We start from the raw sequence: 26,612 nt of genomic DNA on the forward strand, positions 1-26,612 counted from the left end.
TCACACGAAGTGCCGGCTTCGGGGCCCGTAGCCCGCACATCGCGTGACATGTCCCCGCCGCGTGTCACAGGAGTGGTGGGTGCGATGGCCCGGATGCGGCCATTTGCGTGACATGCTCCCGCCGCATGTCCCACGAAGTGCCGCTCCACCGCATCTGGGACGACCATCTGCGTGACACGCACCCTGCAGCCCTCGCAGGCAGGTACCCGCATCCCCAGCCGAATCACGGCGCCGGTCCGCTGGAACTCCACCCTCTCCAGTGCCGCTCGCGCTGCCCGAGCCCGAGGCGTGTCACACGAACGGCGGGTGGAGGCCTCGTGATGCTGCCACTCGAGTGACATGCCCGCGCACCGCGTCACACGAACGGCCGCCGAAGACCCCCGGATGCCGCCACTCGCGTGACACGCCCGCGCCGCACGGCGCCGGGCGCCGCCATCCGCCGATCAGTCGGAGGAGCTGATGATGATCGCCTCGGTGGGCGGTGCGGGGGACGCGGGCGCGCCGATGTAGCCGATCGCCGACAGCAGCGCGCGGCGGAACCGCGCCGGGCGCTCGACGTGCGGGGTGTGGCCGACGCCCTCCAGCACCAGTTCGGTGACCTCGCCGCCGGCGGCGCGGTAGGCGTCGAGCACGTCGCGCGTCTGCGAGACCATCGGCTGCGCGGGCGCGACGTCGGCACCGGGCCAGCCCGGGATGACGCCGAGCTCGCCGAGCCGGTTGACGTCCTGGAACGAGGCGTCCGAGACGACGGCGTCGGCGTCGCCGCGCACCCAGAGGATGGGAGGCTTCGGCTCGAGATCGACGATCCCCGACACATCGAAGTAGCGGGGCGCGAGGGCGTTGAGCACCCCGACGGTGCCCGCGGCGAACCCCGGCCAGCTCTCGCTCGCGGTGCTGTCGCCGGGATAGCCGCCGGTCGCCGTCGAGGTCGTCAGCATCGCCTCGACCCAGACGTCCTCGCCGGGACCGGCCTCGGATTCGGCCACGTACAGCGCGCGCAGCACGCTCCGCGGCGACGACGGCGAGGCGTCGGTGGTGTCGCCGTCGATGAGGCGCTGCACGAGCTCGGGGTCGCCGCTGCCGCCGCCTACGCCCGCGTCGTCGTCGGTGAGGCGGGTGCCGTCGCGGCGCGTGCCGCCGAAACCGTAGGGCGAGATGGGGGATTCGAGCGTGAGGGAGAGCACCGGGTGGTCGAGGGCGTACTGCATCGCGACGGCGGCACCCAGCCCCCAGCCGACGAGGTGCGGGGTGGGCACCTCGAGCTGTGCGAGCGTCGCGGCGAGGTCGTCGCTGAAGTCGCGGACGCCGCGGGTGGCATCGACCGGTGTGTGCTCGCTGCCTCCGAAGCCGCGCAGGTCGACAGCGATGACCCGCAGATCGGCGGGGAGGTCCTGCATCAGCTCCTGCCAGACGAGGCTCGACGAGAGCGCGGCGTGCAGCAGCACGACGGTCTGATCGCCGGGAGTCTTCGGGTCGTCGCCGTCGCGTTCGAGGACTGTGACACTCAGGCGCTCGGTGTCGACGCGGTGCGATCGGATGCCGTCGAAGAGGGTCATGTCCCGATGATAGTCACGCGGCCCGAGGCCGTTCGGAGGCGCCTCCCAGCAACGTGCACCATGCCGCTGCACCGCAGCCGGTGGAAGGATGGAGACATGGCGATCACCTCCCTGCCCCCCGTCGCGATCCTCGGAGCCGGTTCGATGGGAGGTGCGATCCTGCACGGCCTGGTGCGCTCGGGTGCCGCCTCCGACATCGTCGTCACCAACCGCACCGCCGCGAAGGCCGCCGACCTCGAGGCGCTCGGGGGCGTGCGCAGCCTCGCGCTGGAGAGCGACCCGGATGCCAACGTGACCGCCGCCGGTAGCGCCGACATCGTACTCATCGGCGTCAAGCCCGCGATGGTGCCCGACCTGCTGCGGGAGATCGCGCCGCACCTGCGTCCCGGCGCCGTCGTCGTGAGCCTCGCCGCCGGCGTCACGCTCGACACGTTCGCCTCGATCCTCGGTGAGGGGGTCGCCGTCGTCCGATCGATGCCCAACACCCCCGCCGTCGTCGGCAAGGCCGTCACGGGCCTCGCCGCCGGTGCCGCCGCATCCGCCGCCGACGTCGCAGTCGTGCGGAGCCTGTTCGAGACGTGCGGTGCCGTCATCGAGCTGCCCGAGTCGCAGATCGACGCCCTCTCGACGATCTCCGGTTCGGGACCCGCCTACGTCTTCCTGCTGATCGAAGAGCTGACCGAAGCCGCGCGCGGCAAGGGCTTCTCGGAGGTCGACGCACGCCTCATGGCCGAGCAGACCTTCATCGGCGCCGCCGCGCTGCTGGATGCGACGGGGGAGGACCCGGCCGAACTGCGGCGCCGGGTGACCAGCCCCAAGGGCACCACCGAGCGCGCGGTCGCCGTGCTGCAGGGCGCGAACCTCGACGGACTCTTCGCCGAGGCGACGGATGCCGCGCTGGCGCGCGCCCGCGAGCTCGCCAAGGGCGCCTGACCCCGCCGTCGCACTCCGCCCGCGACGCGCGTCAGCGGTCGAGCGACGCGAAGCGTTCGATGTCGGAGTTCGTGCCCGACACGATGATCAGGTCGTGGTTGGTGACGATCGTGTTCGCCTCGGCGTAGCGGAACGGCTTGCCGGGGCTCTTCACACCGACGACCGTCACGTTGTAGCGGGAGCGAACCCCCGACTCGTTGAGGCCGACGCCGCGGATGAACTTCGGCGGGTACATCTTGGCGAGCACGAAGTCGTCGTCGAAGCGGATGAAGTCCAGCATCCGACCGCTCACGAGGTGCGCGACGCGCTCGCCGGCCTCCCGTTCGGGGTAGATCACGTGGTTGGCGCCGACGCGGGCGAGGATCTTGCCGTGCGACTGCGAGACCGCCTTCGCCCAGATCTGCGGCACCTTGAGGTCGACGAGGTTCGCGGTGATGAGCACGGACGCCTCGATCGAGGAGCCGACCGCGACGACGGCGACCTGGAAGTCCTGCGCGCCGATCTGCTTCAGCGCCTCGATGTTGCGCGCATCGGCCTGCACGGCGTGGGTGACCCGCTCCGACCACTTCTGCACGAGGTCCAGGCTCTCGTCGATCGCGAGCACCTCGCGGTCGAGGCGATCGAGCTCGCCGGCGCATGCGGCGCCGAAGCGTCCGAGGCCGATCACGAGGACGGGCGCGTCGCCGCGCAGCTGCTCAACCAACGATGGGCCTCTCGACGGGCAGCGAATAGTGCTGCGAACGGCTCGTCGCGGCCACCGCCGCGGCGAGAGTCACTGTACCAACGCGGCCCATGAACATCGTGGCCGCCATGATGTAGACGCCGAGGTCGGGCAGTTCGGCGGTGAGTCCCGTCGACAGGCCGACGGTGCCGAATCCGGAGATGACGTCGAAGAGCACGTCGATGACGGGCGCTTTCGTGATCTGGGCGATCGCGATCGTCGAGATCGCGACGATCGTCGACCCCCACGCGACGACCGACAGTGCGACCCGCTGCACGTCGCTGGGGATGCGGCGGCGGAAAGCCTGCACGCTCGGACGGCCCTTCGCCTCCGACCACACCGCGAGGGCGAGCACCGCGAGGGTGGTCACCTTGATGCCGCCGGCGGTGGATGCCGAGCCGCCGCCGACGAACATCAGCATGCTGCCCACGATGAGCGACGAGCCGTGCATGTCGCCGATGTCGACGACCGAGAAGCCGCCGGACCGGGTCATCGCGGAGAGGAAGAAGGCCTGGAAGGTCGTGTCCCAGGCATCCATGCTGCCGAAGGTCTTCGGGTTGTCGTATTCGAGCAGCAGGAAGACCCCGGCGCCGACGAAGAACAGGATCATCGTCGTGATGAGGGTGAGCTTGGCGTGCAGGGTCCACCGCCGTACATGCCAGTGGTGCCGCCACAGCGCGAAGATCACCGGGAAGCCGATCGACCCGAGGAAGACGCCCGTCATGAGCACCGTCAGCATCATGTAGTCCTGCGCGAACGGCTCGAGGCCGCCGGCGTTCGGGGTGAAGCCCGTGTTCGTGAACGACATGGCCGCGTAGTACGGCGCCTCCCACGCGGCAGTGAGCGGATGCACGCCCCCCAGCAGGAGGGAGGGGTAGAGCAGGACGGCCAGCACGGCCTCGATGACGAGGGTGGAGAGGGCGACGGTCGACAGCAGCTGGCCGACCTCGCCGAGGCGCACGGTCTGGCCCTCGTTGACAGGCCCGCCGTGCGCGCGCATCGGATTGGAATCTCCCGCGGCGATGAGTTTGGCGCGCAGTCCGAGCCGCTTGGAGATGACCAGGCCCAGGATGGATGCCAGGGTCAGCACGCCCATCGCGCCCACATTCACCCCGAGGTACACGAAGACGTGGCCGAGCGGCGACCAGTGCGTGGCCATGTCGACGGTGGCCAGCCCCGTGACGCAGATCGTCGAGACAGCGGTGAAGAGGGCATCGGCCAGCGGTGTGACCTGCCCGTCGGCGGCCGCCGCCGGCAGCGAGAACAGGCCGGTGAACAGCAGGATCAGCGACGAGAAGACGAGCACGGCGAACCGTGACGGGGACGACGTCGTCAGCTCGCGGAACCCATGGAGGAAGCGTCGGAGACCTGTTGCCAGATCGGCGCGCATGCGACCGACGACGGACTCACCCGTCATATGCCGCGCCCCTTCCGCCGTCCGGACCCTGTCATGGTACTCCGGCCGCAGAGCGGGCTACCCTATGGGCATGGCGGACATCTTCGACGTGATCGCCGACGGCACCCGTCGGGACATCCTGCAGCTGCTGCGCGAGCACGGCGACAGCTCCCGCGGCGGGACGAGCGTGTCGCAGATCGTCTCGGAGCTGGGGATCAGCCAGCCCACCGTCTCGAAGCACCTCAAGGTGCTGCGTGACGCCGAGCTCGTCTCGGTGCGCGAAGAGGGGCAGCACCGCTACTACAGCGTGTCGCCCGCGCCCCTGGACGTCGTCGACGACTGGCTCGTGCCGTTCCTGGTGACGGACGACGATATGCCCGCCACGGCATCCCTCCCGCAGTCCGCCGCGCAGGCGGCCGAACTCGTCGGCCGCGCCGCCGCCTCCACGAAGCACGCGTTCGAGAGCGTCTTGAAGAAGATCCCCGGCCGCTGACGCGCGGCATCGCGACGTGAGTGCACCCACGTCGCATGAGTAAGAGTTTTCACATCGCTCTCATAGGTTTACACGCGTCGCATCCAGCCAATATGCTGTGCGACAGCGCAATCACCGGGCACGAGGCATCCGGTGTCGATCGAGGGGGCAGACGAATGTCGGAACTGGCTGACGTGCGTTTCCTCACGGTGGCCGAGGTCGCCGATCTCATGCGCGTCTCCAAGATGACGGTGTACCGCCTGGTGCACTCCGGCGAACTGCCGGCGGTGCGCTTCGGGCGCAGCTATCGCGTCCCCGAGACGGCGGTCACAGCGGCCCTGCAGCGGCCGATCGCCGACGTCGGCTAGACTGTTCCGAGGCATTTTTCCGATTTGCCCGTTCCCGGGTGCGTCATTTCCGCATCCAGACCCCTGACGAGTGAGGTTTTCCGTGGGTTCTGTCATCAAGAAGCGCCGCAAGCGCATGGCGAAGAAGAAGCACCGCAAGCTGCTTCGCAAGACTCGCCACCAGCGCCGCAACAAGAAGTAAGCGGCTCCGACACCGAGCGCCTGTCCCGAGGGACGGGCGCTTCGTGTTTCCCGGCGCTCGAGCGCGACCCGCCCCCCAGGGCGGTGGAAGGATGGAGACGTGACGACCGTGACGATCATCTCCAAGCCCGATTGCCACCTGTGCGACGTCGCTCGCGAGGTCGTCGAGACGGTCGTCGTCGACTTGCCCGACGACGCCGTCGCCGTCGAGGAGCTCTCGATCCTCGACGATCCGGAGCTCTACGCGCAGTGGTGGGAGAAGATCCCTGTGGTGCTCATCGACGGCCGACTGCACGGACACTGGCGCGTCTCGCCCGAGCGGCTGCGGGCCGCCCTCACCGAACAGGAGAACCGATGAGCCTTCGACACGTCGTCGCCTTCCGCATGGCCGCCGCCGACGCCGACACCCGCGCGGCCCACGCCGCGGATGCCGCCGCACGGCTCAACGGCCTGCGGGGCGTCGTGCCGAGCCTGCGCGCCATGACCGCCGGCGCCAACACGCTGTTCCCCGCGCAGAACTGGGACCTCGTGCTGGTGGCCGACTTCGACGATGCGGAGGGCCTCGCCGCCTACGCCGTGCACCCCGAGCACGAAGAGGTCGCCGCCTTCATCGGCTCGGTGCGCTCCGACCGCGTCGCCGTCGACTTCGAAATCTGACCCCTCAGGCCCGCGTGCGCACCGTGACGGGCTGAGCGCGCAACGACACCTCGACGCGATCGCCGTACTCGACCCGCGCGTGCGCATCATGCTGCAGCTGCACGAGCGCGCCGTCCTCGGTGCGCACGAGGGTGCGACGGAAGCTCCCGAGGAAGGTGCTCTCCTCGACGATCCCCGGTACGGCGCCTTCGCCGCCGAAGCGCACGTTCTCGGGGCGCACGAGCACGTCCACCGCGCCGGCGGGGGCGTCGCCCTGCACGGGGAGAGTCGTGCCCCACACCCGCACCAGATCGCCGACCACCGTGCCCGGGATGACGCTCGAGATCCCGACGAACGCCGCGACGCGCGGTGTGGCCGGTGCGAGGTAGAGCGCCTCCGGCGTGCCGATCTGCTCGATCCGGCCGGCGTCCATCACGGCGATCCGGTCGGAGACCGCGAGGGCCTCCTCCTGGTCGTGCGTGACGAAGACGGTGGTCATCCCGAGGCGCAGCTGGATACGCCGGATCTCGTCGCGCAGCTGGACGCGGACCTTCGCGTCGAGCGCCGACAGCGGCTCATCCAGGAGCAGGACGCGGGGCTCGGTGACGAGCGCCCGCGCCAGGGCGACACGCTGCTGCTGACCGCCGGAGAGCTGGTGGGGGTAGCGGTCCGCGAGATGCCCGAGGCCGACGAGGTCGAGGCCGTCTCCGGAGCGACGGCGGGCCGCGCTCGCGGCGACGCCACGGCGCCGGAGCCCGAAGGCGACGTTGTCGAGCACCCGCAGGTGCGGGAACAGCGAGTAGGCCTGGAAGACCATGCCGATGTCGCGCTTGTCCGTGGGCACCCGCGAGACATCGACGCCGCCGAACGCCACGACGCCGGCGGTGGCGTGCTCGAGACCCGCGAGCACGCGGAGGGCGGTCGTCTTCCCGCAGCCGGACGGGCCGAGGAGCGACACGAACTCGCCGGGGGCGACATCCAGGTCGACGCCGTGGAGGACGCGCGTGGCGCCGAACTCCTTGACGACGGCCCGCAGCTCGACGCGCGTGCCGGCTCCGGCGTCGGCCAGCAGCTGGTTGTCGGCGGTGCGCGGCAGCGGCTGCGGCACGGATGCGGTGGTCATGTGGTCTTCCTTCCGAGGCCGACGCGACCCGCGCGACCGATGATGAGCAGCAGGACGAACGCGAAGGCGAGCGCGAGCAGCGTGAAGATCGCGGACGCCCAGGCGTCCTGCTTGTTGATGACGACGAGCCCCGTCTGCAGCACCTGACGGTTCAGCAGCGAGGCGATCGTGAACTCCCCGAGCACCACCGCGACCGAGATGAGAGACGCGGCCAGCAGACCCGGGCGGAGGTTCGGCACGATGACCCGCAGCAGCACCGTGAACCATCCCGCCCCGAGCGTGCGGGCGGCTTCGGACAGCGTGCGCAGGTCGACCGCGTCGATCGACGCCTGGATGGAGCGGTACGCGAACGGCAGGACGAGGACGCCGTACGCGAACGCGAGCGTCCACGCGCCGGTGCCGACCGTGCGGCCGATCTGCAGGTAGATCGGCGCGAGCCCGACCACGAGGACGATCGCGGGGATCGTGAGCGGCAGCAGCGCGATGAACTCGAACGCACGGCGCAGCCGGGGGAACCGCAGCGACACGAGGACCATCGTGGGGGCGAACAGCACCAGGACGATCACGACGGTCACCGCCGCCAGGACGAGCGAGTTGGCGAGGCCTGTCCACACCGGTGCGTAACGGGCGGCCAGGGCGGGATCGAAGATCGCCGCCCAGCGGTCGAGGGTGAGGCCCCCGTCCGGGGTGCGGACCGTGTAGAGCACGGTCGAGAGGAACGGGACGGCGAAGACCACGCCGACGAGGATGCCGATGCCCCAGCGCACCGCCGGGGAGGGGGACAGCACGCTTCTCATGACTGCCACCGCGCGGCCCGGCGCTGGATCGCGGAGTACGCGGTCATCACGGCGGCGACGACCACGATCATGCCGAGGGCGAGCGCCCCCGCGAGGTTCTCGCGACCGAGGAGCGTCTCGCTGGTGAGTGCCGTGCGGATCTGCAGCGGGACGATCTGCGAGCCCTGGCTCGCGAGCGCGGCGGCGGTCGCGTACGACGAGAACGAATTCGCGAACAGCAGCAGGAAGCTCGCGAGGAACGACGGGGCGAGCACCGGGACGCCGATGTGCGGCCAGAAGCCCAAGCGCGTACCGCCGAGCGTGAGGTGCGCCTCCGCCCACTGCGGCTTGAGTGCGGACAGCGCCGGCATGAAGGTGAGGATCATGAGGGGGACCTGGAACACGATGTAGGCGGGGATGAGGCCGGGCAGGCCGTAGATCCAGGCGCCGCCCGCGAAGATGTCCCATCCGAGCGTCTCGCGCAGGATGCCGGTGACGACGCCCTGCGTGCCGATGGTCGCGATGAGGACGAACGCCAGCATGACGCCGCCGAACTGGGCGAGCACGCCGCTCGCGGCATCCACGCCGGTGCGGACGACGCCGGTCTCGGGCAGTCCCAGGAGAGCGAGACAGACGAGGGCGCCGACCACCGCACCGATCGCGGCGGTCAGCAGCGACACCCAGGTGGAGTTCCAGAACGTGGCGAGGATGACGGGGTCGACCAGTCCGGCGAGGTTCTCGCCCGTCACGGCGCCGTCGCCGTCGAAGAGCCCGGTCAGGAGGGTGAGCACCGTCGGCAGGATGAGGAAGGCCGCCAGGTACGCCGCGAACGGCAGCAGGCCGAGCCAGGCCCAGTCGGGGCGGCGCGCACCTCGCGGCGCCGGAGCGGAGGGCTCCGGCGCCGCGAGGACGACGGGTCGGTCCGTCGCCGGACCGACCCCTGGGTCGAGAAGGGTCACTGGACCGCGGCGGCCCAGTTCGTGCCGAGCAGCTCGCCCGCAGCGGTGGACTGCGCCTCGGTGGGGACGACGGTCTCGGCCGGCGCCTCCGGCAGCGCCGCGGCGAGCTCCTCGTCGATCGTGCCCGCCGCGATCATCGCCTCCATCCGCACGGGGCGCGCCCCGCCCTTCAGCCACAGGTTCTGCACCTCGTCGCTGTAGAGGAACTCCTGCCACAGCCGTGCGGCGGCGGGGTGCGGCGCGTCGATGTTGATCGCCTGGTTGTAGTAGCCCGCGTAGCCGACGCCGGGGAAGACGACGGTCTCCCAGGTGGGGACGCTCGACGCGTGCGCGGCGTTGAGGTAGTCCCAGTCGAACACCACCGGGGTCTCGCCCGAGGCGACGGTGGCGCTCGTGACGTCGAGCTTCAGCATGTTGCCGGCGGAGTTCAGCTCGCTGAAGAAGTCGATGCCGGGCTGGAAGTCGTCGAGCGTGCCGTCCGACTGCACGGTCGCGAGGCCGACCGCGGCGAAGGCGGCGCCCGCCTGGGTCGGGTCGCCGTTGATGGCCACCGCTCCGCGGTAGGCGTCGCCGAGCAGGTCGTCGAGGGACTCCGGGGCGTCGAACTTCGCGGAGTCGTATCCGACCGACATGTACCCGCCGTAGTCTCCGACGAACAGGCCGCTCGGCTCCTTGAGCGCGTCGGGGATGTCGTCCCACGTCTGCACCTGGTAGGGGGCGAAGTGCTCGGTGTTCTGCAGCGCGACCGTGAGGCCGAGGTCGAAGACGTCCGGCGCGGTGTCCAGACCCTTGTTGGTCTCCGCGGCCTGGATCTCCTCGGCGCTGGACACGTCGGGCGACTGCTCGTTGATGGTGATCTCGGGGTAGCGCTCGGCGAACAGATCGAGGATCTCGCCGTAGTTGGCCCAGTCGCGCGGGAGCGCGATCACGTTGAGCTGGCCCTCGGCCTTGGCCGCGGTCTCGAGGTCGGCGAACGAGCCGAAGGCGTCGACGCTCGTCGCGGTGGCGGCGACGCCGGCGGCGTCATCGGCCTCTACGGCGTTGCCGGCGCAGGCCGACAGAGCGAGGGCGGCGGCGGTCGTCAGTGCGACGATGGCCGCGCCGCGGCGCGCGAAGGAACGGTGCATGGGGGTCCTCTCGGGTGAAGACAGCGCGCGTGAGCGCGCCGTTGCAGGATGCGAAAGGAACCTATGGTCGCCCGGTGGCCGCGCCGGTGCCCGCGGGTGAACGCCGGATGACGCGGCCGTGAAGGGCCCGCGAGCGTCAGCGGAAGTCGCGGTCGGAGTACTCGCCGGCAGGGCGCTCGTCGCCGCGCCGCTGCTCGGATGCCCGCAGCTCGACGCGCCGGATCTTGCCGGAGATCGTCTTCGGCAGCTCCTCGACGAACTCCAGACGCCGCACCCGCTGGTAGGCGGACAGGCGCTCCCGCGCGTGCGCGAAGACCACGCGAGCCGCGTCGCGCGGATCGGCGGGCGCGTGCGCGCTGAGGCGCACGAAGGCCTTCGGCACCGCCAGCCGCAGCGGGTCGGGGCTGGGGACCACCGCCGCCTCCGCGACGGCGGGATGCTCGAGCAGCACCGACTCGAGCTCGAACGGCGAGATCTTGTAGTCCGACGCCTTGAAGACGTCGTCGCTGCGTCCGACATAGGTGAGGTAGCCGTCGGTGTCGCGGGTGGCGATGTCGCCGGTGCGGTAGTAGCCCCCCGCCATGGCACGCGCCGTGCGCTCGGGAGCCTCGTGGTAGCCGTCCATGAGGCCCAGGATCGGGTGCGACAGGTTGAGGCAGATCTCGCCCTCGTCCTCCGCGCGCTCGCCGGTCTCCGGGTCGATCAGCACGACGGGGTACCCCGGCAGCGGTCGTCCCATCGAGCCGTCCTTCACCGTCTGCCCGGGCGAGTTCCCGATCGCGCAGGTCATCTCGGTCTGGCCGTAGCCGTCGCGGATCGTCGCGCCCCACGCCTCGCGCACCCGCGTGATGACCTCCGGGTTGAGGGGCTCGCCCGCGCCGAGCAGTTCGCGGGGCGGGTTGGTCAACTGCGTCAGGTCGGCCTGGATCAGCATCCGCCACACCGTCGGCGGCGCGCAGAACGTCGTCACGCGATGCGCGTCCATGACGCGCATGAGCGTCGCCGCGTCGAACCGCGCGTAGTCGTAGACGAAGACGGTCGCCTGCGCGAGGAACGGCGAGAAGAAGTTGCTCCAGGCGTGCTTGCCCCACCCGGGCGAGGAGATGTTCATGTGCACGTCGCCGGGGCGCACCCCCAGCCACCACAGCGTCGACAGGTGTCCCACCGGGTACGAGACGTGGGTGTGCCGCACGAGCTTGGGGGTGGCCGAGGTCGTGCCCGACGTGAAATAGAGCAGGTTCAGGTCGTCGGCACGCGTCGGACGCTCGGGAGTGAAGCCCTCGGCCGCGGCGGTCGAATCCGCGAAGTCGAGCCAGCCGGATGCGGCGCCCACTGAGATCCGCACGACCTCCGCGGGCACGTCGTCGGCGCGGCCCGTGACCTCGGCGGGCGCGACGATCGCCCGGGCGCCGGAATGGGCGACCCGGTAGGCGAGGTCGTCGGCGGAGAGCAGGGTCGTGGTCGGGATCGCCACGGCGCCGAGCTTGGTGAGGGCGAGCATCGTCTCCCACAGCTCGATCGTGTTGCCGAGCATCACGATGACGTGGTCGCCGCGGCGCAGCCCGACCTCGGCGAACCAGTTCGCCACCTGGTCGGAGCGGGCGGCCAGGTCGCCGTAGCTCCACGAGCGTGCGTGCAGGTCGGCGCCGACCAGCGTGACGGCGGCGCGCTCGGGGTGCTCACCGGCCACGACGTCGAACCACTCCAGCGCGAAATTGAACTCGTCGAGCTCGGGCCAGGCGAAGGCGCCCACCGCCGCCTCGTAGTCGTCGCCGTGGGCGAAGAGCAGGTCGCGCGCCCGCCTCACCTTCTCGGTCGCGGGGGTGGCGGGGCGTCCGGTGAAGGCGAGGGATGACACCCCGTCAGCGTATGCCCGGACGCATGCGCCCTGCGGCATGACCACACCGCCCGACCGCGGCGAGCGGCCGGTCAGGCCGTCGCGCGGCGGTCGTCCTCGTCGGCGTCGGCGTCGGCGTCGGTGATCACCGGGATGGCCTGGGTGAACGCGCGGGCGCGCTGCTCCGCCTCGGCCGAACCGGTGAACAGCCCCACCGAGCCCGTGTCGCTCGACACGGACGGCGGGACCGGCTCCGGCGCCGCGGCGCCGTCGTCGAGAAGCACACGCTGGATCGGCAGCGCCGAAGGCGTCTCCCGCTGCACCCAGTCCACGAGCCGCTCGCGCACGACGCAGCGCAGGTCGAACAGGGTCGGCGCGTCGTGCGCGGTCACGAGCACGCGCACCCGCACGAACCCGCCGGTCGCCTCGGTGACCTGCAGCACGGACGCGCGGCCGTCCCACAGCGGGGTGTCGGCGAGCACCCGGTCGAGCTCCTCCCGCATCCGCACCGGCGAGACCCGCCAGTCCAGGTCGAACTCGACGGCGCCCAGCAGCTCGCTGCCGGTGCGGGTCCAGTTCTGGAACGGCTTCGTCGTGAAGTACGTGCAGGGCAGCACGAGCCGGCGGTCATCCCAGAGGTCGACGACGACGTACGTGAGCGTGATCTCTCCGATCCGACCCCATTCGCCCTCGACGACGACGACGTCGTCGACGCGGATCGCGTCGCTGAAGACGAGCTGCACCCCGGCGAAGATGTTCGCGAGCACCGACTGCGCGGCGAGCCCGGCGACGATCGAGGCGATGCCCGCCGAGGCCAGCACGCTCGCTCCGACCGCGCGCACGGCGTCGAATGTCAGCAGCATCGACCCGATCGCGAGGATGACGATGAGCGCGATCGCGAGGCGGCGCAGGATCAGCACCTGCGTGCGCATGCGCCGCGCGACGCGGTTGTCGGGGATGTCGATGCGGTACTTCGCGAGCGCGAGATCGCCTCCGAACGAGACGAGTCCCGCCAGCAGCCATGCCCCGGCGGCGATGGTCGCGAGCACGAACACCTGCGTGACCGCGGGCAGCCATGCGGCCTCGGCGGGGGCCACGATCGTGACGGCGACCCACACCGCGACGATGACGACGAGCGTGCGGAACGGGGGTCGAGCCCGGGCGATCAGGGTGCCCGGCCACGACGCGCGGCGGGCGATCAGCCGGAAGACGAGGGTGACGACGACGGTGATGAGCGCGGCGGCGACCACGGCGATCGCGATCGAGACGGCCAGCGCGAGCCATTCCTCCCACATGGGCGGGCTCCTTTCGTAGGAGCTCTCCAGGCTAGACACGACCCCCCGGGTCGATGCAAACCGAGCGCCGCGCTCGCCGTCAGCCGCGCAGCCGTGCGCCCAGCGCGGCCAGCTCGTCGTCGCGGAGGCCTCCCGCCTGCTGCAGGTACGCGGCCGCCCCGCCGTGCTCGGCGTCGAGCCAGCCCAGCGCGTGCTCGATCGCGGATGCGGGCGACCCGGTGACGAGCTCGACGAGCGGCGGCGTCAGCGGGGCTCCGAGGCGCTCCACCATCGCGAGCATGCCCTCGGCCCACGGCCCCGCGAGGTTCTCGGCGCTCGCCGCGTAGTCGGCCACGATCGCGCTCCGCTCGACGCCCGCGGCGTCCAGCAGCAGCGCGGTCGCGACGCCGGTGCGGTCCTTGCCGGCCGTGCAGTGCACGACGACGGCGGTGGGGGCGGTGTCGGTGCTCGCGGCGACGAGGCGCGCGACCTCGGCGAACGACGCGCCGCCGTGCTGCAGCATCCCGACGTAGAGCTCGCCGAGCGTCGGCAACGACGCCATCGCCTGCGCGAGCAGGGCCGGGTCGGCGCCGCCCGCCTTCATCAGGTCCTGCGCCATCGACGACATCGCGCCCTCCAGGATCGACAGCTCCACGACGTGGAAGGGTCGGGAGTCCGGAAGCAGGTCGGGGGCCATCGCCCGCTCCGTCGGCGTGCGGAAGTCGACGACGACGCCGATCGGGCTCTCGGCGAGGGCCTCGAGTCCGGCGGGTGTGAGGGACTGCAGGCCGTCGGAGCGGAACAGCACCCCCGCGCGCACGCTCCCGCCGCCGGTCAGCGGCAGGCCGCCGGTGTCGCGGAAATTGCGCGTGCCGTCGATCGTGAGCGTCATGGCCTCAGCCTAGGCGGCCGAGGATGCCGGCCCTCCGAGCCGTCGCCCTTACGGGGCGAGGCGCGTGGGGCCGCGGAAGAGGAACGTGACCTCGCGGATCGAGTCCTGCCCGAGCATGAGCATGAGCACACGGGCCAGGCCCATGCCGAACCCGCCGTGCGGCGGCACGCCGTAGCGGAAGAAGTCGAGGTAGTGCGCCAGGCCCTCCAGCGACAGACCCTTCTCGCGTGCCTGCGCCTCGAGCACGTCGATGCGGTGCTCGCGCTGGGCGCCGGTGGTGATCTCGGTGCCCTGGAACAGCAGGTCGTAGCTGGCCGTGAGCCCGGTCTCGGCGTCGCGCATGTGGTAGAACGGCCGGATCTCAGGGTGGTAGTCCGTGATGAACACGAACTGGTGGTCGTAGGTCTCGCGCACGTGTGCCGAGATCTGGCGCTCGCCTTCGGGGTCGAGGTCGCCGTCGGTGCGGGGGATCTCGTAGCCGCGGGCCTTCACGATCTCGCGCGCCTCGGCGAGCGGGATGCGCGGGAAGGGCAGCGTCGGCACGACGACGTCGACGTCGAAGAGCTCCTTGATCTCGGCGCCGTGCTTCTCGGCGACGGCGGCGAAGGCCGTCGCCAGCAGCTCCTCCTGCATCGCGGCGACATCCTCGTAGGAGTCGATCCAGCTGATCTCGGCGTCGACCGAGGTGAACTCGGTGGCGTGGCGGCTCGTGAAGGAAGGGTCGGCGCGGAAGACGTCGCCGATCTCGAAGATCTTGCCGAAGCCGGCCGCCTGCGCCATCTGCTTGTAGTGCTGCGGGCTCTGTGCGAGGTACGCGGTCTGCTCGCCGAAGTACTCGAGGGCGAACAGCTCGGCGTTGCCTTCGGCGGGCGTCGACATGAGCTTCGGGGTGTGCAGCTCGACGTAGTCGCGCTCGACCCAGTACGAGCGCATCGCGTGCTCGAGCGTCGTCGAGATGCGGAAGATGAGGGCGTTGCGGCGCTGACGCAGGTCGATGAAGCGCCAGTCCATGCGCTTGTCGACACCGCTGTCGGCGGCGATCGGGGTCTCGGGCAACGCGGATGCCGCGATGTCGAGGGTGCCGATCTTCACCTCGACGCCGCCGAGCTTGACCCGCTCGTCGTGCTTGAGGTCGCCCGTGACGGTGAGGAAGGTGCCGGTGGCGAGCTCGGAGATCGTCGCCGTCAGCGCGAGGGCGGCAGCATCCTGCTCCGACCCGTCCTCCGCGGGACGCGTGGCGGGGTTCACGAGCTGCACGGCGCCGGTCTCATCGCGCAGGATGACGAACTGCACCTTCTTCTGATCGCGGACGGTCTCCACCCATCCGGACACCGAGACGGGGCCGTCTTCGCGGGACTGCAGCTGGCTGACGAGAACGCGTTCACTCACGGTGGACCAGTCTACGTTCAGGTTCCTGTTACCTCGGGCCCGTAGCCTCGGCCGCATGACGACGAGCGCCGACGGATCCTGGCTCACCACCATCGTCGACGCCGTCGTCGGGCTGATGCACATCATCGGCGCCCCCGGCGCGGGGCTCGCGATCGCCCTCGAGAACCTGTTCCCGCCGCTGCCGAGCGAAGTGATCCTGCCGATGGCGGGGCTCGCCGCCAGCCAGGGCACGTTCACGCTGTTCGAGGCGATCGCCTGGACGACCGCCGGCTCGGTCGTCGGCGCCCTCGCCCTCTATTGCCTGGGTGCGTGGCTCGGAGTGGCGCGGCTTCGCGCGATCGCCGCGAAGGTGCCGCTGCTGCATCCGGAGGACATCGACCGCACCGTCGAATGGTTCCAGAAGCACGGCGGCAAGGCCGTGTTCTTCGGACGCATGATCCCGCTGTTCCGCAGCCTCATCTCCATCCCGGCCGGGGTCACGCGGATGCCGCTGTGGCGCTTCCTCGGGCTCACCCTCGTCGGCAGCGCGATCTGGAACAGCGTGTTCGTCGTCGCCGGGTTCCTGCTCGGTGAGTCGTGGCACGTCGTCGAGCAGTACGCCGACATCCTGCAGTACGTCGTCATCGCGGCGGTCGTCGTGGGCGTCTCGTGGTTCATCGTCGCGCGAGTGCGTCAGCTGCGGGACCGTCGTCCCGACCTCGACGCCGCCTGACCGGCCCCGGTGGCACCCTGCGAACGCAGGGGCTTCCCAGGACTCGCATAGTCACGGCCCACGTAGAATCGCAGGCGTGCCTGCCGACCGCCTCCATCTCGTGCGCCATGGAGAGGTCCACAATCCGGAGCGGGTGCTCTACGGGCGGCTCCCGCACTATCGGCTGAGCGAGTCGGGACGGGGCATGGCGCGCGCCGCCGCCGAGTACGTGAAGAGCCTCGAGCGTCCCGTCACCGCCCTCTACGCCTCTCCGCTGCAGCGCACCCGCGAATCCGCGGAGCCTTTCACCGAGCTGTTCGGCCTCGACCCCGTCATCGACGAGCGCGTCATCGAGCCGACCAACGTGTTCGAGGGGACGCAGATGCGCCGCGCGCTGCGCGACCCGCGCAACTGGCGTCATCTGAGCCGTCCCTCGACCCCCAGCTGGGGCGAGCCCTACCTCGACGTCGTCGCGCGCATGGATGCCGCGATGAGCGACGCCTGGAACGCGGCGCCGTCCGGCGACGTCGTCGTCGTCTCGCACCAGCTGCCGATCTGGATCACGCATCTCGCCGTCGCGGGCCTTCCGCTGCGGCACGATCCGCGCCGCCGCCGCTGCAGCCTGTCGAGTGTCACGAGTTTCGAGCGCGTCGCCGACGTGTGGCGCGAGGTGGCATACGCCGAGCCCGCCGCCACCGGCGGCGCCGTGGATGTGGGGGCGGTATGACCGGGCGGACCATGACGCGGAAGGTCGCGGCCGCGGTCGCCGGACTCGCTCTGGCGGTGTCGCTGGCGGCGTGCACGAGCCCCAACGACGACCTCGCCGACCAGTACAAGCAGGGGAGCAACCAGGGCTTCGTCTCGGGTGACGGGCGCGTCGAGGAGATCCCCGTCGATCAGCGCGGCGAGCCCATCGCGTTCACCGGGGTCGCCGTCGACGGCACCCGCATCTCCAGCGACGACTACGCGGGCGAGGTCGTCGTCGTGAACTTCTGGTACGCCGCGTGCGGGCCGTGCCGTGCCGAGGCGCCGATCCTCGAGGGCGTCGCTCAGGCGACCGCGGATGCCGGCGCCTCGTTCCTCGGCATCAACATCTACGACGGCTCCGAGCAGGCGGCATCCTTCGAGAAGACGTACGGCATCACGTACCCGTCGCTGCTGGCCGACGAGGACGCCGACCTCAAGCTCGCGTTCGCCTCGGCGACGACCGTGATGGCGGCGCCCACGACGCTCGTGCTCGACGCCGAGGGCCGGGTCGCCGCACGGTTCGTCGGCGCCGTGCAGAGCGAGTCGATCCTGCGCACGATCGTCGAGGACACCGTCGCCGAGTCGTCTGCGGCGGGGTCGTCGTGAATCCCGGCGCCATCGTCTTCGACGGCGCGCTGTGGGTAGCGATCCCGATCGCCGCCCTCGCCGGCCTCGTCTCGTTCCTCTCGCCGTGCGTGCTGCCCCTCGTTCCCGGCTACCTCGGCTTCCTCGGCGGCGCGGCGGCCCCCCGCGCCGGCGGCCCCCGCACACGCGCGCGCTCGCGTCTCGTGCTGGGCGTGCTGCTGTTCATCGCCGGGTTCACGCTCGTGTTCGTCTCGATGGGCATCTTCGCCGGCACCGTCGGCCGCTTCTTCATCCAGTACCAGGACGTCATCACCCGGGTACTCGGCATCGTCGTCATCGCGCTCGGCCTCGTCTTCGTCGGCGTGTTCGGCTTCGCGCAGCGCACGTTCAAGCCGCAGGTGCGACAGAACCTGGGACTCGTCGGCGCGCCGCTGCTCGGCGTCGCCATGGGCGTCGGCTGGGCGCCGTGCATCGGCCCGACCCTCGCGGCCATCCTGTCGATGGGCGTCAGCCAGGCCGACCCCTGGCGGGCGGGCCTGCTCGCCGTGGCCTACTCCCTCGGGCTCGGCATCCCGTTCCTCCTGCTCGCCGTCGGCTTCGGCTGGGCGACCCGCTCGGTCGCGTTCCTGCGCCGCCACATCCGCGCCGTCAACATCCTGGGCGGCGCCTTGCTGATCGTGCTCGGCATCCTCATGGTCACGGGCGTGTGGACGGCCATCATGTCGCAGCTGCTGGGGGTGATCGGCGGTGTCGAACTCCCGATCTGACCGCCTCGCCGCGGGAGCCTCCGACGTGACCGATCCGCTGCGGCCCGCCGACCACGCCGACGCACCCGCCCCCTCCGGCGACAGCGCGATCGCACAGCCGAAGCTCGGATTCGTCGGGTGGACGCGGTGGGGCTGGCGTCAGCTCACGAGCATGCGGACGGCCCTCGTGCTGCTGCTGCTGCTCGCCGTCGCCGCGATCCCCGGGTCGATCGTGCCGCAGCGCAGTGCCGACCCGAACGGCGTCAGCCAGTTCCGCGTCGACAACCCCGACCTGTTCCCGATCCTCGACGGCATGCAGCTGTTCGACGTGTACACGTCGGCCTGGTTCTCGGCGATCTACATCCTGCTGTTCATCTCGCTCATCGGCTGCGTCATCCCGCGCACGAAGCACCACTGGCAGGCGCTGCGGGCCCGGCCGCCGCGTACCCCCGCGCGCCTCGCGCGGCTCGACGACCACGCCGAGACGCTGATCCCCGTCACCGGGGGCGAAGACCCGGTCGTCGCCGCCGGACGCGCGATCGACCTCGCCCAGGCACAGCTCAAGCGCGGCGGATACCGCGTCGAGCGCTACGACCGCGGCGACGTGGCATCCGTCTCGGCCGAGCGCGGCTACCTGCGCGAGACCGGCAACCTCGTCTTCCACGGCGCCCTGGTCGGCGTGTTGATCGCCGTCGGCGTCGGCGGCGGACTCACCTACACGGGGCAGACCGTCATCACCGAGGGCGCGAGCTTCGTCAACTCGCCGGGTCTCGGCTACACGTCGTTCAACCCCGGCCGCTTCGTCGACACGAACGCGCTGCCGCCCTACACGGTCACGCTCGACAGCTTCGACGTCACCTACACGCCGATCGGCGAGCAGGGCCAGGGCCAGGCCGGCGACTTCGCCGCCCACGTCACCGTGCAGGAGCCGGGGCAGGACGCCCGGGAGGGCGACATCCGCGTGAACCACCCGCTCGACGTGGTGGGGGAGCGGCTCTACCTCATGGGCAACGGCTACGCCCCGACGATCACGGTGCGCGACGCCGACGGGAACGTCGTGTTCCGCGAAGACGTCGAGTTCCTCCCGCAGGACGCCAACATGACCTCGCTCGGCGTCGTCAAGGTGCCCGACGGTCTGCCCCAGCAGATGGGCCTCGTCGGCTTCTTCTATCCGAGCGCCGCGAACCTGAACACCGGCGCGTTCACGTCGGCGTTCGGCGACCTGCTCAACCCGATGCTGACCCTCGACGTGTACGTCGGCGATCTCGGCATCGACGACGGCACCCCGCGCAACGTGTACGCCCTCGACACCGGCGACATGACGCAGCTCACCGGCCGCGCCATCGACGTGCCGTCGCTGGAACTCGCCCCCGGCGAGACCGCCGACCTGCCCGACGGCCTCGGCACCGTCACGTTCGAGAACGCGACGCAGGAGGGCGCCCCTGAGGCGGTCAAGCGCTACGTGTCGCTGTCGGTGCACCGCGACGTCGGTGCGCCGTGGGTGCTGACCTTCGCGATCATCGCGCTGGCCGGCCTCCTGGCCGCGCTGTTCGTGCCGCGTCGTCGCATGTGGGTGAAGGCGACCCCGACGGATGCCGGGCTGCGCATCGAGTACGCCGGTCTCGCCCGCGGCGAGGACCCCGCCATCGCCGCCGCCGTCGCCCAGCTCTCCCGCGAGCACGGCGAGGCGCTGGGCGTGCCGGCGGGCGACACCCCGGGTGATGGCGGAGCTGGCGGCGCTGCGGCCGGTGGTTCCGGCGTTTCCGGTGCGTCCGATGCTTCTGGTGACGGGGCCGACGCCGAGTCGCCGCGCCCGCCCTCCGAGACCCCTCCGAAAGTAGACTGACCCGCATGCCCGAGACCGGACTCTCGCTCGACTCCGCCTCCGTCGTCCTGGTGTGGACGGCGATCGCGATCTACGCCCTCGCGTTCATCGCCTACGCCGTCGACCTCGCCCGACGCTCCGACCAGGCGCTGAAGGCCAAGGACGCCGTCGAGGCGCGCGTGCTCGTGGGCGCGGCCGCATCCGCGGGTCGTGCTGCAGGCGGCGCGGGCGGAGCGGGGCAGACGATCGAGGAGATCCGCGCGGAGGAGGCGGCCGCGGGCGTCGACCTCGAAGCCCGTATCGGTGCGCGTCGCCGCTACCTCTGGGCGCGCATCGGCACGTCGCTGACGGTGCTGGGCTTCGTCTTCCACGTCGGCGCGACCGTGCTGCGCGGCATCGCCGCCGAGCGGGTGCCGTGGTCGAACATGTACGAGTTCGCCCTCACCGGCACGACCCTCGTCATCGCCGTCTACCTCGTGGTGCTGCTGCGCTACGACCTGCGGTTCCTGGGATCGTTCGTGACCGGACTCGTGATCGTGCTGCTCGGCGGCGCGATCCTCGCCTACTACGTCGAGGTCGTCCCCCTCGCCGACCCGCTCAAGAGCATCTGGCTGGTCGTGCACGTGTTCGTCGCATCGCTGGCGACGGCGCTGCTCGCCCTCGCCTTCGCGCTGTCGGTGCTGCAGCTCATGCAGCACCGACGCGAGCGGCTCGCCGTGGCGGCGGCCGCCGCATCCGCGTCGACGGAGGGCGGCAAGCCGCGCCGGCAGGGGCCGCGCTTCCTGCGGACGCTGCCGTCGGCCGACGCACTCGAGTCGCTCGCCTATCGCTTCACGATCATCGGCTTCATCTTCTGGACGTTCACGCTGATCGCCGGCTCGATCTGGGCCAACGACGCGTGGGGTCGCTACTGGGGCTTCGACACGAAGGAAGTGTGGACCTTCGTCATCTGGGTGCTCTACGCCGGCTACATCCACGCGCGCGCGACGCGCGGCTGGCGCGGAACCCGGTCGGCCTGGCTGTCGATCGTCGGCTTCAGCGCAGTGATGTTCAACTTCACGATCGTGAACCAGTTCTTCAAGGGTCTGCACGTCTACAGCGGCCTGAGCTGAGCCCCGCCGGGGTCGACGTTTGCGGCCTGACCTGGGTGCGTGTCACGCAAATGGCGGGTGCCGGCCGCGCTGACCGGCGCATTGCGTGACGTGGCCGGGGCGCGTGTCACGGGAACGGTCGGTGGAGGCCGCGCTGACCGGCGTATTGCGTGACATGGCTGGGGTGCGTGTCACACGAACGGTCGGTGGCGGGCGGTGGATGCGTCACTTCGTGTGACATGCCCAAGGCGTGCGCTCCCAGCCACCCAGCCTCGCCCCGCAGAAACGCGAAGGCCCCGAGGCGCTTGCAGCGATCCCGGGGCCTTCCGGCCGTGCGGCGGGCTCAGGCGAGCGCGGGCGACGCCTTCAGCACGGCGGATGCGGTCGTCGCGCGGCGGCGGGCCACGGCGAGCACGCTGACGAGGAAGGCGAGCGCGCCCCAGACGATCATGCCGGTGAGGCTTGCGGCCACACCGGTCGCGGGGGTCAACGCCGCGAGCATCGCGGTGTATGCCGGACTCGTCGGCATGAGCGCCGCGATCGAGGTCAGCACACCGGGAACCGTCGAGACGATGCCGGTCGCGACCGCGAGCACGCCCACCAGCGCGCTGATCCAGCGGCCCGCGCCGCCGAAGACCGCGACGAGGGCCTGGTTGACGGCCGCGAACACGACTCCCGCGACGACGCTCAGTCCGGCGAATGCCCACCAGGTGCCCGCATCGTAGGACGCCGCGAGCTGGACGATACCGGCCACGAGCGCCCCCTGCAGCGCGCCGATCCCGGCGGCCGGGAGGAACGCGCGCAGCGCCAGCAGCACCGACGGGCGGCGCGAGCTGAGCGCGCCGCGCGGCACCGCCTGCAGCGCCACGAACGACGCGAGTCCGCCGAACCACAGCGCGAGCATCGCCAGCAGCGGGATCGCCGAGGCGCCGAAGAGGTTGGTGCCGACGCCCTCGGCCGTGACCGGGTTCGCCACGACCGTCGCGAGGTCGGTGGCCTCGGCATCCGAATAGGTCGGGATCTGGTCGACCGCGGTCGTGAGACCGTCGGCGAGCGTGTTGGTGCCCGTGGCGAGTTCGCCGACACCGTCGGAGAGCTGCGTCGCACCGTCGGCGAGCTGCGTGGCGCCGTCGGCGAGCTGCGTGGCACCCGAAGCGAGGCCGTCGGCGCCGGTCTGCAGCTGGCCCGCGCCGCTCGCGAGCGCCGTGGCTCCCGCGGTGGACTGGTCGACCCCGCCCGCGAGCTGGTCGAGTCCGCCCGCGAGCGTTCCGATGTTGGTCGCGATCGTGTCGAACTGTCCGGCGATCTGTGCGGTGGCTTCGCGGTCGAAGGTCGTCAGGCCGTCGCTGACGCCCTGGGTCGCGGCGATCACGCCGCCGGCGCCCTGCATGGCGGTGGGATCGACAGCGGCGGTGAGCTGCGCGCAGAAGGCGGGTGCAGCACCGGATGCCGCGCACCCCGAAGCCAGCTGCCCGAGCCCCGCGATGTAGGCCTTCGTCGCGGTCGCCGCCGTCGCGGCGCCGTCGCTGAGCTTCGCGGGGACGAGCCCCGTCGCCCGCAGCTGCGCCGCGCCGCCGGAGACACCGGCCGCGAGCTGAGACGCACCCGCGCCGGCCTCGCGGGTCTTCTGCGCGATCGTGCCGAGACCGCCGGCCAGCTGCGTCGCGCCGCTGCCGAGTCCGCCGATGCCGTCGGCGATCTGCCCGGCGCCGTCGCCGAGCTGGGCGGCCCCCGACGAGAGGGCCGAGGCGCCGTCCGGCAGCTGCGCGGCGCCGTCGGCGGCCTGCGCGGCGCCGTCGGCGAGCTGGTGCGCGCCGTCGGCGGCCTCGCCCAGCTGATCGCCGATAGTCGTGAAGCCCAGCAGCACGTTCTCGAGGTACACCTCCGACAGCTGCTGCCCCATGAGGGAGGCCGCCGCCTGCGTCACCTGCGCCGTGATCGCGTCGTCGACGATGTGCGCGTCGGGCGCGGTCTCGACCTGGATGGTCGCCTTCTCGGGCGTCGATCCGGGCGCCGTCGAGGTCGCCGCGGCCGAGAAGTTCTGCGGGATCGTCACGACGGCGTTGTAGGTGCCGTCGGCGAGGCCCTCAGCGGCGTCGTCGGTGTTGGAGATCGTCCAGGTGAGGTTGCTCGGGATGTCGTCGGAGCCCTCCACGAGCCCGGCGGTGAGCTGACGGCCGAGCGGCGCCATCTGTCCGCCCACGGTGACCGGCTCATCGTCGTTGACGACGGCGACGGTCATCGCGTCGAGCCGCTCGGTGGGGTTGTAGAGCGCCGTGATGAGGATGCCGCCGATGACGACGGGCAGCAGCAGCACGCCGACGAGGGTCAGCCACGTGACGGGCTTGCGGGAGCGGGCGCGTTCCAGGGGGAGGGTCATGAGATCACCTGCGTGTCGGTCGCCGGGGCGGGGGAGTCGGTGGTGTGCGCCCGCAGCGCGAGCGATTCCACGCTCGGCCGGTGGGCGTCGGAGAGGAGGTCGAGCGCGGCGCTCTCGCGGCGCGTCGAGACCACGAGGGTCAGCGGGATGCCCTCGGCGCGGGCCGTCGCGGCGTCGCGCAGGATCGCGGCGGCCTGGTCGCGATCGGACCCGGTGAGGGCGTCGATCCCGTCGATCGCGACGAGGCGGGTACGCCCGGCGACGGCGCGACGCAGCTCCTTGAGCGGCGCCTCGGACCCGTCGAGCAGGGCGACACCGACGTGGCTGCGCACCCAGGCGGCGCGGCCGGGCAGCAGGTGCCCCGACACGCGCAGGCGTCCGTCCGTCGGGGTGAGGCGTCCGGCGACGGTGAGCACGAAGGCGCGCGCCGCGCGCGGGTCGGATGCCGTCACCACGAGCGTGCCGCCGTGCTCGACACGGAAGTCGGCACCGTCGAACAGCGTCACTTCGCCCGCCTCTCCGGCGCCCTCGGCGACGACGCTCACGCCCTCGCCGACGAGCGGACCGGTGTAGTCCGGTTCGGGCCACGCGGCGAGCTTCAGCTCGCGCTCGACGGCCTCGCCCTCGATGTCGAAGTGCGGCAGGATGCGGTCGAGCCAGCGCGGCATCCACCATGCCTTCTCGCCCAGCAGTGCCATGATCGCCGGGACGAGCGTCATCCGCACGAGGAACGCGTCGACGCCGATGCCGACCGCCAAGCCGAGCGCGATGGGTTTGATCGAACTGTCGCCCTCGGGAACGAACGCCGCGAACACGGCGAACATGATCACGGCGGCGGCGGTGACGACACGCGCCGACGCGGTGAAGCCGCTGCGTACGGCCGCAACCGCCGTCGCCCGATCCGCGCGGCCGCGGCGGGCGCGGCGAGCGTGCACGTAGTCCTCCCGCATCCGCGAGACGAGGAACACCTCGTAGTCCATCGCGAGTCCGAACAGCACGCCCATGAGGATGATCGGCATGAAGCTGATCACCGGCCCGGTGCGCGTCACGTGCAGGGCCTCGGCGAACCAGCCCCACTCGAACACGGCGGCGACGACGCCGAACGCGGCGAGGATCGACAGCAGGTAGCCGAGCGTCGCCTTCAGCGGCACCCAGATCGAGCGGAACACGATCATCAGCAGGATGAAGGAGAGCCCCACGACGAACAGGCCGAACGGCAGCAGGGCGGCGCCGAGCCGGTCGGAGATGTCGATGCCGACGGCGGTGAAGCCGGTGACCTTGAGGTCGACGCCGTACTCGTCGAGCCATTCGTCGTGGTGCGAGCGCAGCTCGCGCACGAGGTCGGCGGTGGCCGGATCGTCGGGAGCCGTCTCGGGAACGATCTGGATGAGGCCGGTGTCGGCGGTCTCGTTCGGGGTCGCGAGGGCGACCTCCTTGACGCCCGGGATGCTCTCGACCTCCGCCTTGAGATCGGCCATGAGGCCCAGCGGGTCGGTCGAGGTGACGATCGTCCCGGTCATCACCAGCGGGCCGTTCGATCCCGGCCCGAAGTGCTCGGCGTTGAGGTCGTACGCCTGACGCGCCTCGCTCGAGGTGGGCTGCACGCCCGCGTTCGGCAGTGCCAGGTGCAGGCTCGCCGCGGGGATCGCCATGATGCCGAGGGTCACCACGACGGCGATCGTCGTGACGACGGGGTGCCGCGTGACGAGCATGACCCAGCGGTTGGGGCGCTTCACTGGCGCAGACACAGGGGCGGATGCCGGTGCGGTCGCCGGTGCCGGGGATGCGGCATCCGCATCGGGCGAGCCGGCGGACGCGGGTGCGGCATCCGTCTTCCGGGTGCGCACGCCGCGGCGCAGCAGGCCGTGGCCCCAGCCGACCACGCGGCCCTTCGCGAAGCCGAGGAGGGCGGGGGTGAGGGTGATCGCGACGAGCACGGCGATCGCGACCGCGACGGCCGCGGCGATGCCCATGGTCGTGAGGAACGGGATGCCGGCGAAGCCCAGGCCGATGAGGGCGATGAGCACCGTGACGCCGGCGAAGACGACGGCGGAGCCGGCCGTGCCGGTCGCTCGGGCGGCGGATTCCTCGGGATCCATCCCGCTGCGCACCTGGTCCTGATGTCGCGCGACGATGAACAGGGCGTAGTCGATGCCGACCGCCAGACCCAGCATCACCGCCAGCATCGGCGTGGTCGACGACACCGACACGAACGCGGTCGACACGTAGATCAGCGCGACGGCGAGCCCCACGCCGATGAGCGCGCTCACGAGCGGGAACCACGCCACCGCGAACGAGCGGAACGTGACGATCAGCACGAACAGCGCGATGAGCACGCCGACGGCCTCGATGATCGACAGTGCGGGGATCGACGTCGAGAAGAGGTCGCCGCCGAGGGCGGAGGTGGCACCCTCGGGCAGGTCGGCGCGGAAGTCGGCCGTGATCTGCTCGATGTCGTCCTTCGTTTCGGCCGACACGCTCGTGGCCTGCCCGTCGAACTGCACCTGCACGATGGCCGCGCGACCGTCGTCGGAGACGAGCCCCGACACCATCTCGTCGAACGGGTCGGTGACCGCGGTCACCCCGTCGACGTCACCGAGCCGGTCCGTGACGTCGGTGATCTCGCTGCGGTACGGCTCGTCCTCGACGCTCGCGCCCTCGGTGGCGACGATCACGAACTGCGCGCTCGCGCCGCTGGCCTGCGGGAAGGTGCGATCGAGCAGCTGGATGCCCTCCTGCGCCTCGGTGCCCGGGATGGAGAACGAGTTGTCGGTGCCCTTCATGAACAGGGCGACACCGCCGCCGGCGAGACCGAGCAGCACGAGCCACGCGATCAGCACGCGCCAGGCGTGACGGTACGACCAGCGGCCGAGCGAGTACAGGAATGTGGACACGGGCGCTCCGGTGG

25 protein-coding genes are annotated in these 26,612 nt (G+C 71.3%); 12 read left to right on the plus strand and 13 right to left on the minus strand.

Annotated elements, in window-relative coordinates; all coding sequences use genetic code 11:
- Positions 1-443: 443 nt before the first annotated feature.
- A complete protein-coding gene (locus tag C7474_RS03785) occupies positions 444-1,556 on the minus strand; it encodes an alpha/beta fold hydrolase (protein WP_121057593.1) in 1,113 nt (370 codons plus the stop codon).
- Between the two features lie 96 nt (positions 1,557-1,652).
- Here C7474_RS03785 and proC point away from each other — a divergent pair, with 96 nt between their 5' ends.
- A complete protein-coding gene (proC, locus tag C7474_RS03790) occupies positions 1,653-2,489 on the plus strand; it encodes a pyrroline-5-carboxylate reductase (RefSeq protein WP_121057594.1) in 837 nt (278 codons plus the stop codon).
- A gap of 31 nt (positions 2,490-2,520) precedes the next feature.
- Here proC and C7474_RS03795 read toward each other — a convergent pair whose 3' ends face one another.
- Together C7474_RS03795 and C7474_RS03800 are read right to left on the minus strand one after the other, a co-directional pair.
- Positions 2,521-3,192 (minus strand): potassium channel family protein, encoded by a 672-nt coding sequence (locus tag C7474_RS03795; protein WP_121057595.1) that lies wholly within the window; start codon positions 3,190-3,192, stop codon positions 2,521-2,523.
- On the minus strand, positions 3,185-4,627 hold the full coding sequence (locus C7474_RS03800) for a TrkH family potassium uptake protein (protein ID WP_121057596.1): 1,443 nt from the start codon (positions 4,625-4,627) through the stop codon (positions 3,185-3,187). The genes C7474_RS03795 and C7474_RS03800 overlap by 8 nt, the downstream gene beginning before the upstream one ends.
- A 70-nt stretch (positions 4,628-4,697) precedes the next feature.
- Between C7474_RS03800 and C7474_RS03805 the strand changes: the two genes are divergently transcribed.
- The 5 genes from C7474_RS03805 to C7474_RS03825 all read left to right on the plus strand — a co-directional run bounded on the left by C7474_RS03805 (position 4,698) and on the right by C7474_RS03825 (position 6,283).
- Positions 4,698-5,099: an ArsR/SmtB family transcription factor gene (locus C7474_RS03805; RefSeq protein ID WP_121057597.1), complete on the plus strand. Its 402-nt coding sequence runs from the start codon at positions 4,698-4,700 to the stop codon at positions 5,097-5,099.
- 155 nt (positions 5,100-5,254) lie between these two features.
- A complete protein-coding gene (locus C7474_RS03810) occupies positions 5,255-5,446 on the plus strand; it encodes a helix-turn-helix domain-containing protein (protein ID WP_121057598.1) in 192 nt (63 codons plus the stop codon).
- Positions 5,447-5,528: 82 nt separating this feature from the next.
- Entirely contained in the window at positions 5,529-5,627 is a 99-nt protein-coding gene (locus C7474_RS03815) for a 30S ribosomal protein bS22 (RefSeq protein WP_003792170.1), read from the plus strand.
- A 99-nt stretch (positions 5,628-5,726) separates the two neighbouring features.
- Entirely contained in the window at positions 5,727-5,984 is a 258-nt protein-coding gene (locus tag C7474_RS03820; RefSeq protein ID WP_121057599.1) for a glutaredoxin family protein, read from the plus strand.
- Positions 5,981-6,283, plus strand: coding sequence for a Dabb family protein (locus C7474_RS03825; protein WP_121057600.1), 303 nt, complete (start codon positions 5,981-5,983; stop codon positions 6,281-6,283). The genes C7474_RS03820 and C7474_RS03825 overlap by 4 nt, the downstream gene beginning before the upstream one ends.
- Positions 6,284-6,287: 4 nt before the next feature.
- On the opposite strand, the gene C7474_RS03830 is transcribed toward C7474_RS03825, so the two are convergent.
- The 8 genes from C7474_RS03830 to aspS all read right to left on the minus strand — a co-directional run bounded on the left by C7474_RS03830 (position 6,288) and on the right by aspS (position 15,639).
- Complete coding sequence (locus tag C7474_RS03830) at positions 6,288-7,385, minus strand: ABC transporter ATP-binding protein (protein ID WP_121057601.1); 1,098 nt, start codon at positions 7,383-7,385, stop codon at positions 6,288-6,290.
- Positions 7,382-8,182 carry an ABC transporter permease gene (locus C7474_RS03835; RefSeq protein WP_121057602.1) on the minus strand — a complete coding sequence of 267 codons (801 nt, stop codon included), beginning with the start codon at positions 8,180-8,182 and terminating at the stop codon, positions 7,382-7,384. Before C7474_RS03835 ends, C7474_RS03830 begins: the two co-directional genes overlap by 4 nt.
- The gene (locus C7474_RS03840) at positions 8,179-9,120 is read right to left on the minus strand and encodes an ABC transporter permease (RefSeq protein WP_422385774.1); all 942 of its coding nucleotides are present in this window, start codon (positions 9,118-9,120) and stop codon (positions 8,179-8,181) included. The genes C7474_RS03835 and C7474_RS03840 overlap by 4 nt, the downstream gene beginning before the upstream one ends.
- A complete protein-coding gene (locus C7474_RS03845) occupies positions 9,117-10,247 on the minus strand; it encodes an ABC transporter substrate-binding protein (protein WP_121057603.1) in 1,131 nt (376 codons plus the stop codon). Before C7474_RS03845 ends, C7474_RS03840 begins: the two co-directional genes overlap by 4 nt.
- Before the next feature lie 136 nt (positions 10,248-10,383).
- A complete protein-coding gene (locus tag C7474_RS03850; protein ID WP_241965086.1) occupies positions 10,384-12,105 on the minus strand; it encodes an AMP-binding protein in 1,722 nt (573 codons plus the stop codon).
- A 71-nt stretch (positions 12,106-12,176) separates the two neighbouring features.
- Positions 12,177-13,379, minus strand: a complete 1,203-nt coding sequence (locus C7474_RS03855) for a mechanosensitive ion channel family protein (RefSeq protein WP_121057604.1) — start codon at positions 13,377-13,379, stop codon at positions 12,177-12,179.
- A gap of 79 nt (positions 13,380-13,458) precedes the next feature.
- Positions 13,459-14,250, minus strand: a complete 792-nt coding sequence (locus C7474_RS03860) for a tyrosine-protein phosphatase (protein WP_121057605.1) — start codon at positions 14,248-14,250, stop codon at positions 13,459-13,461.
- A gap of 48 nt (positions 14,251-14,298) precedes the next feature.
- Positions 14,299-15,639: an aspartate--tRNA(Asn) ligase gene (aspS, locus tag C7474_RS03865; RefSeq protein WP_121057606.1), complete on the minus strand. Its 1,341-nt coding sequence runs from the start codon at positions 15,637-15,639 to the stop codon at positions 14,299-14,301.
- A 55-nt stretch (positions 15,640-15,694) separates the two neighbouring features.
- Between aspS and C7474_RS03870 the strand changes: the two genes are divergently transcribed.
- From C7474_RS03870 to ccsB, 6 genes are all read left to right on the plus strand, one after another.
- Positions 15,695-16,351 (plus strand): DedA family protein, encoded by a 657-nt coding sequence (locus C7474_RS03870; protein ID WP_121057607.1) that lies wholly within the window; start codon positions 15,695-15,697, stop codon positions 16,349-16,351.
- A 76-nt stretch (positions 16,352-16,427) separates the two neighbouring features.
- Positions 16,428-17,057, plus strand: a complete 630-nt coding sequence (locus tag C7474_RS03875) for a histidine phosphatase family protein (protein ID WP_121057608.1) — start codon at positions 16,428-16,430, stop codon at positions 17,055-17,057.
- Positions 17,058-17,068: 11 nt separating this feature from the next.
- Positions 17,069-17,683: a TlpA family protein disulfide reductase gene (locus C7474_RS03880; RefSeq protein ID WP_121057895.1), complete on the plus strand. Its 615-nt coding sequence runs from the start codon at positions 17,069-17,071 to the stop codon at positions 17,681-17,683.
- Complete coding sequence (locus C7474_RS03885) at positions 17,680-18,429, plus strand: cytochrome c biogenesis CcdA family protein (protein WP_121057609.1); 750 nt, start codon at positions 17,680-17,682, stop codon at positions 18,427-18,429. The genes C7474_RS03880 and C7474_RS03885 overlap by 4 nt, the downstream gene beginning before the upstream one ends.
- Positions 18,410-20,254, plus strand: coding sequence for a cytochrome c biogenesis protein ResB (gene resB, locus C7474_RS03890; protein WP_121057610.1), 1,845 nt, complete (start codon positions 18,410-18,412; stop codon positions 20,252-20,254). The genes C7474_RS03885 and resB overlap by 20 nt, the downstream gene beginning before the upstream one ends.
- Before the next feature lie 5 nt (positions 20,255-20,259).
- Positions 20,260-21,345, plus strand: a complete 1,086-nt coding sequence (gene ccsB, locus C7474_RS03895) for a c-type cytochrome biogenesis protein CcsB (protein ID WP_121057611.1) — start codon at positions 20,260-20,262, stop codon at positions 21,343-21,345.
- A gap of 322 nt (positions 21,346-21,667) precedes the next feature.
- On the opposite strand, the gene C7474_RS03900 is transcribed toward ccsB, so the two are convergent.
- Together C7474_RS03900 and C7474_RS03905 are read right to left on the minus strand one after the other, a co-directional pair.
- Positions 21,668-23,704, minus strand: coding sequence for a YhgE/Pip family protein (locus C7474_RS03900; protein WP_121057612.1), 2,037 nt, complete (start codon positions 23,702-23,704; stop codon positions 21,668-21,670).
- Positions 23,701-26,598, minus strand: coding sequence for an MMPL family transporter (locus C7474_RS03905; RefSeq protein WP_121057613.1), 2,898 nt, complete (start codon positions 26,596-26,598; stop codon positions 23,701-23,703). The genes C7474_RS03900 and C7474_RS03905 overlap by 4 nt, the downstream gene beginning before the upstream one ends.
- Positions 26,599-26,612: the final 14 nt, after the last annotated feature.

This window comes from Microbacterium telephonicum (assembly GCF_003651225.1).
Lineage (GTDB): Bacteria > Actinomycetota > Actinomycetes > Actinomycetales > Microbacteriaceae > Microbacterium > Microbacterium telephonicum.

What these genes read in the sequence shown, in the direction of transcription:
- C7474_RS03785 (WP_121057593.1), bottom strand. Translation starts at nt 1,556, where the DNA reads ATGACCCTCTTCGACGGCATCCGATCGCACCGCGTCGACACCGAGCGC.
- proC (WP_121057594.1), top strand. Translation starts at nt 1,653, where the DNA reads ATGGCGATCACCTCCCTGCCCCCCGTCGCGATCCTCGGAGCCGGTTCG.
- C7474_RS03800 (WP_121057596.1), bottom strand. Translation starts at nt 4,627, where the DNA reads ATGACGGGTGAGTCCGTCGTCGGTCGCATGCGCGCCGATCTGGCAACA.
- C7474_RS03805 (WP_121057597.1), top strand. Translation starts at nt 4,698, where the DNA reads ATGGCGGACATCTTCGACGTGATCGCCGACGGCACCCGTCGGGACATC.
- C7474_RS03810 (WP_121057598.1), top strand. Translation starts at nt 5,255, where the DNA reads ATGTCGGAACTGGCTGACGTGCGTTTCCTCACGGTGGCCGAGGTCGCC.
- C7474_RS03825 (WP_121057600.1), top strand. Translation starts at nt 5,981, where the DNA reads ATGAGCCTTCGACACGTCGTCGCCTTCCGCATGGCCGCCGCCGACGCC.
- C7474_RS03830 (WP_121057601.1), bottom strand. Translation starts at nt 7,385, where the DNA reads ATGACCACCGCATCCGTGCCGCAGCCGCTGCCGCGCACCGCCGACAAC.
- C7474_RS03835 (WP_121057602.1), bottom strand. Translation starts at nt 8,182, where the DNA reads ATGAGAAGCGTGCTGTCCCCCTCCCCGGCGGTGCGCTGGGGCATCGGC.
- C7474_RS03845 (WP_121057603.1), bottom strand. Translation starts at nt 10,247, where the DNA reads ATGCACCGTTCCTTCGCGCGCCGCGGCGCGGCCATCGTCGCACTGACG.
- C7474_RS03855 (WP_121057604.1), bottom strand. Translation starts at nt 13,379, where the DNA reads ATGTGGGAGGAATGGCTCGCGCTGGCCGTCTCGATCGCGATCGCCGTG.
- C7474_RS03860 (WP_121057605.1), bottom strand. Translation starts at nt 14,250, where the DNA reads ATGACGCTCACGATCGACGGCACGCGCAATTTCCGCGACACCGGCGGC.
- C7474_RS03870 (WP_121057607.1), top strand. Translation starts at nt 15,695, where the DNA reads ATGACGACGAGCGCCGACGGATCCTGGCTCACCACCATCGTCGACGCC.
- C7474_RS03880 (WP_121057895.1), top strand. Translation starts at nt 17,069, where the DNA reads ATGACGCGGAAGGTCGCGGCCGCGGTCGCCGGACTCGCTCTGGCGGTG.
- ccsB (WP_121057611.1), top strand. Translation starts at nt 20,260, where the DNA reads ATGCCCGAGACCGGACTCTCGCTCGACTCCGCCTCCGTCGTCCTGGTG.
- C7474_RS03900 (WP_121057612.1), bottom strand. Translation starts at nt 23,704, where the DNA reads ATGACCCTCCCCCTGGAACGCGCCCGCTCCCGCAAGCCCGTCACGTGG.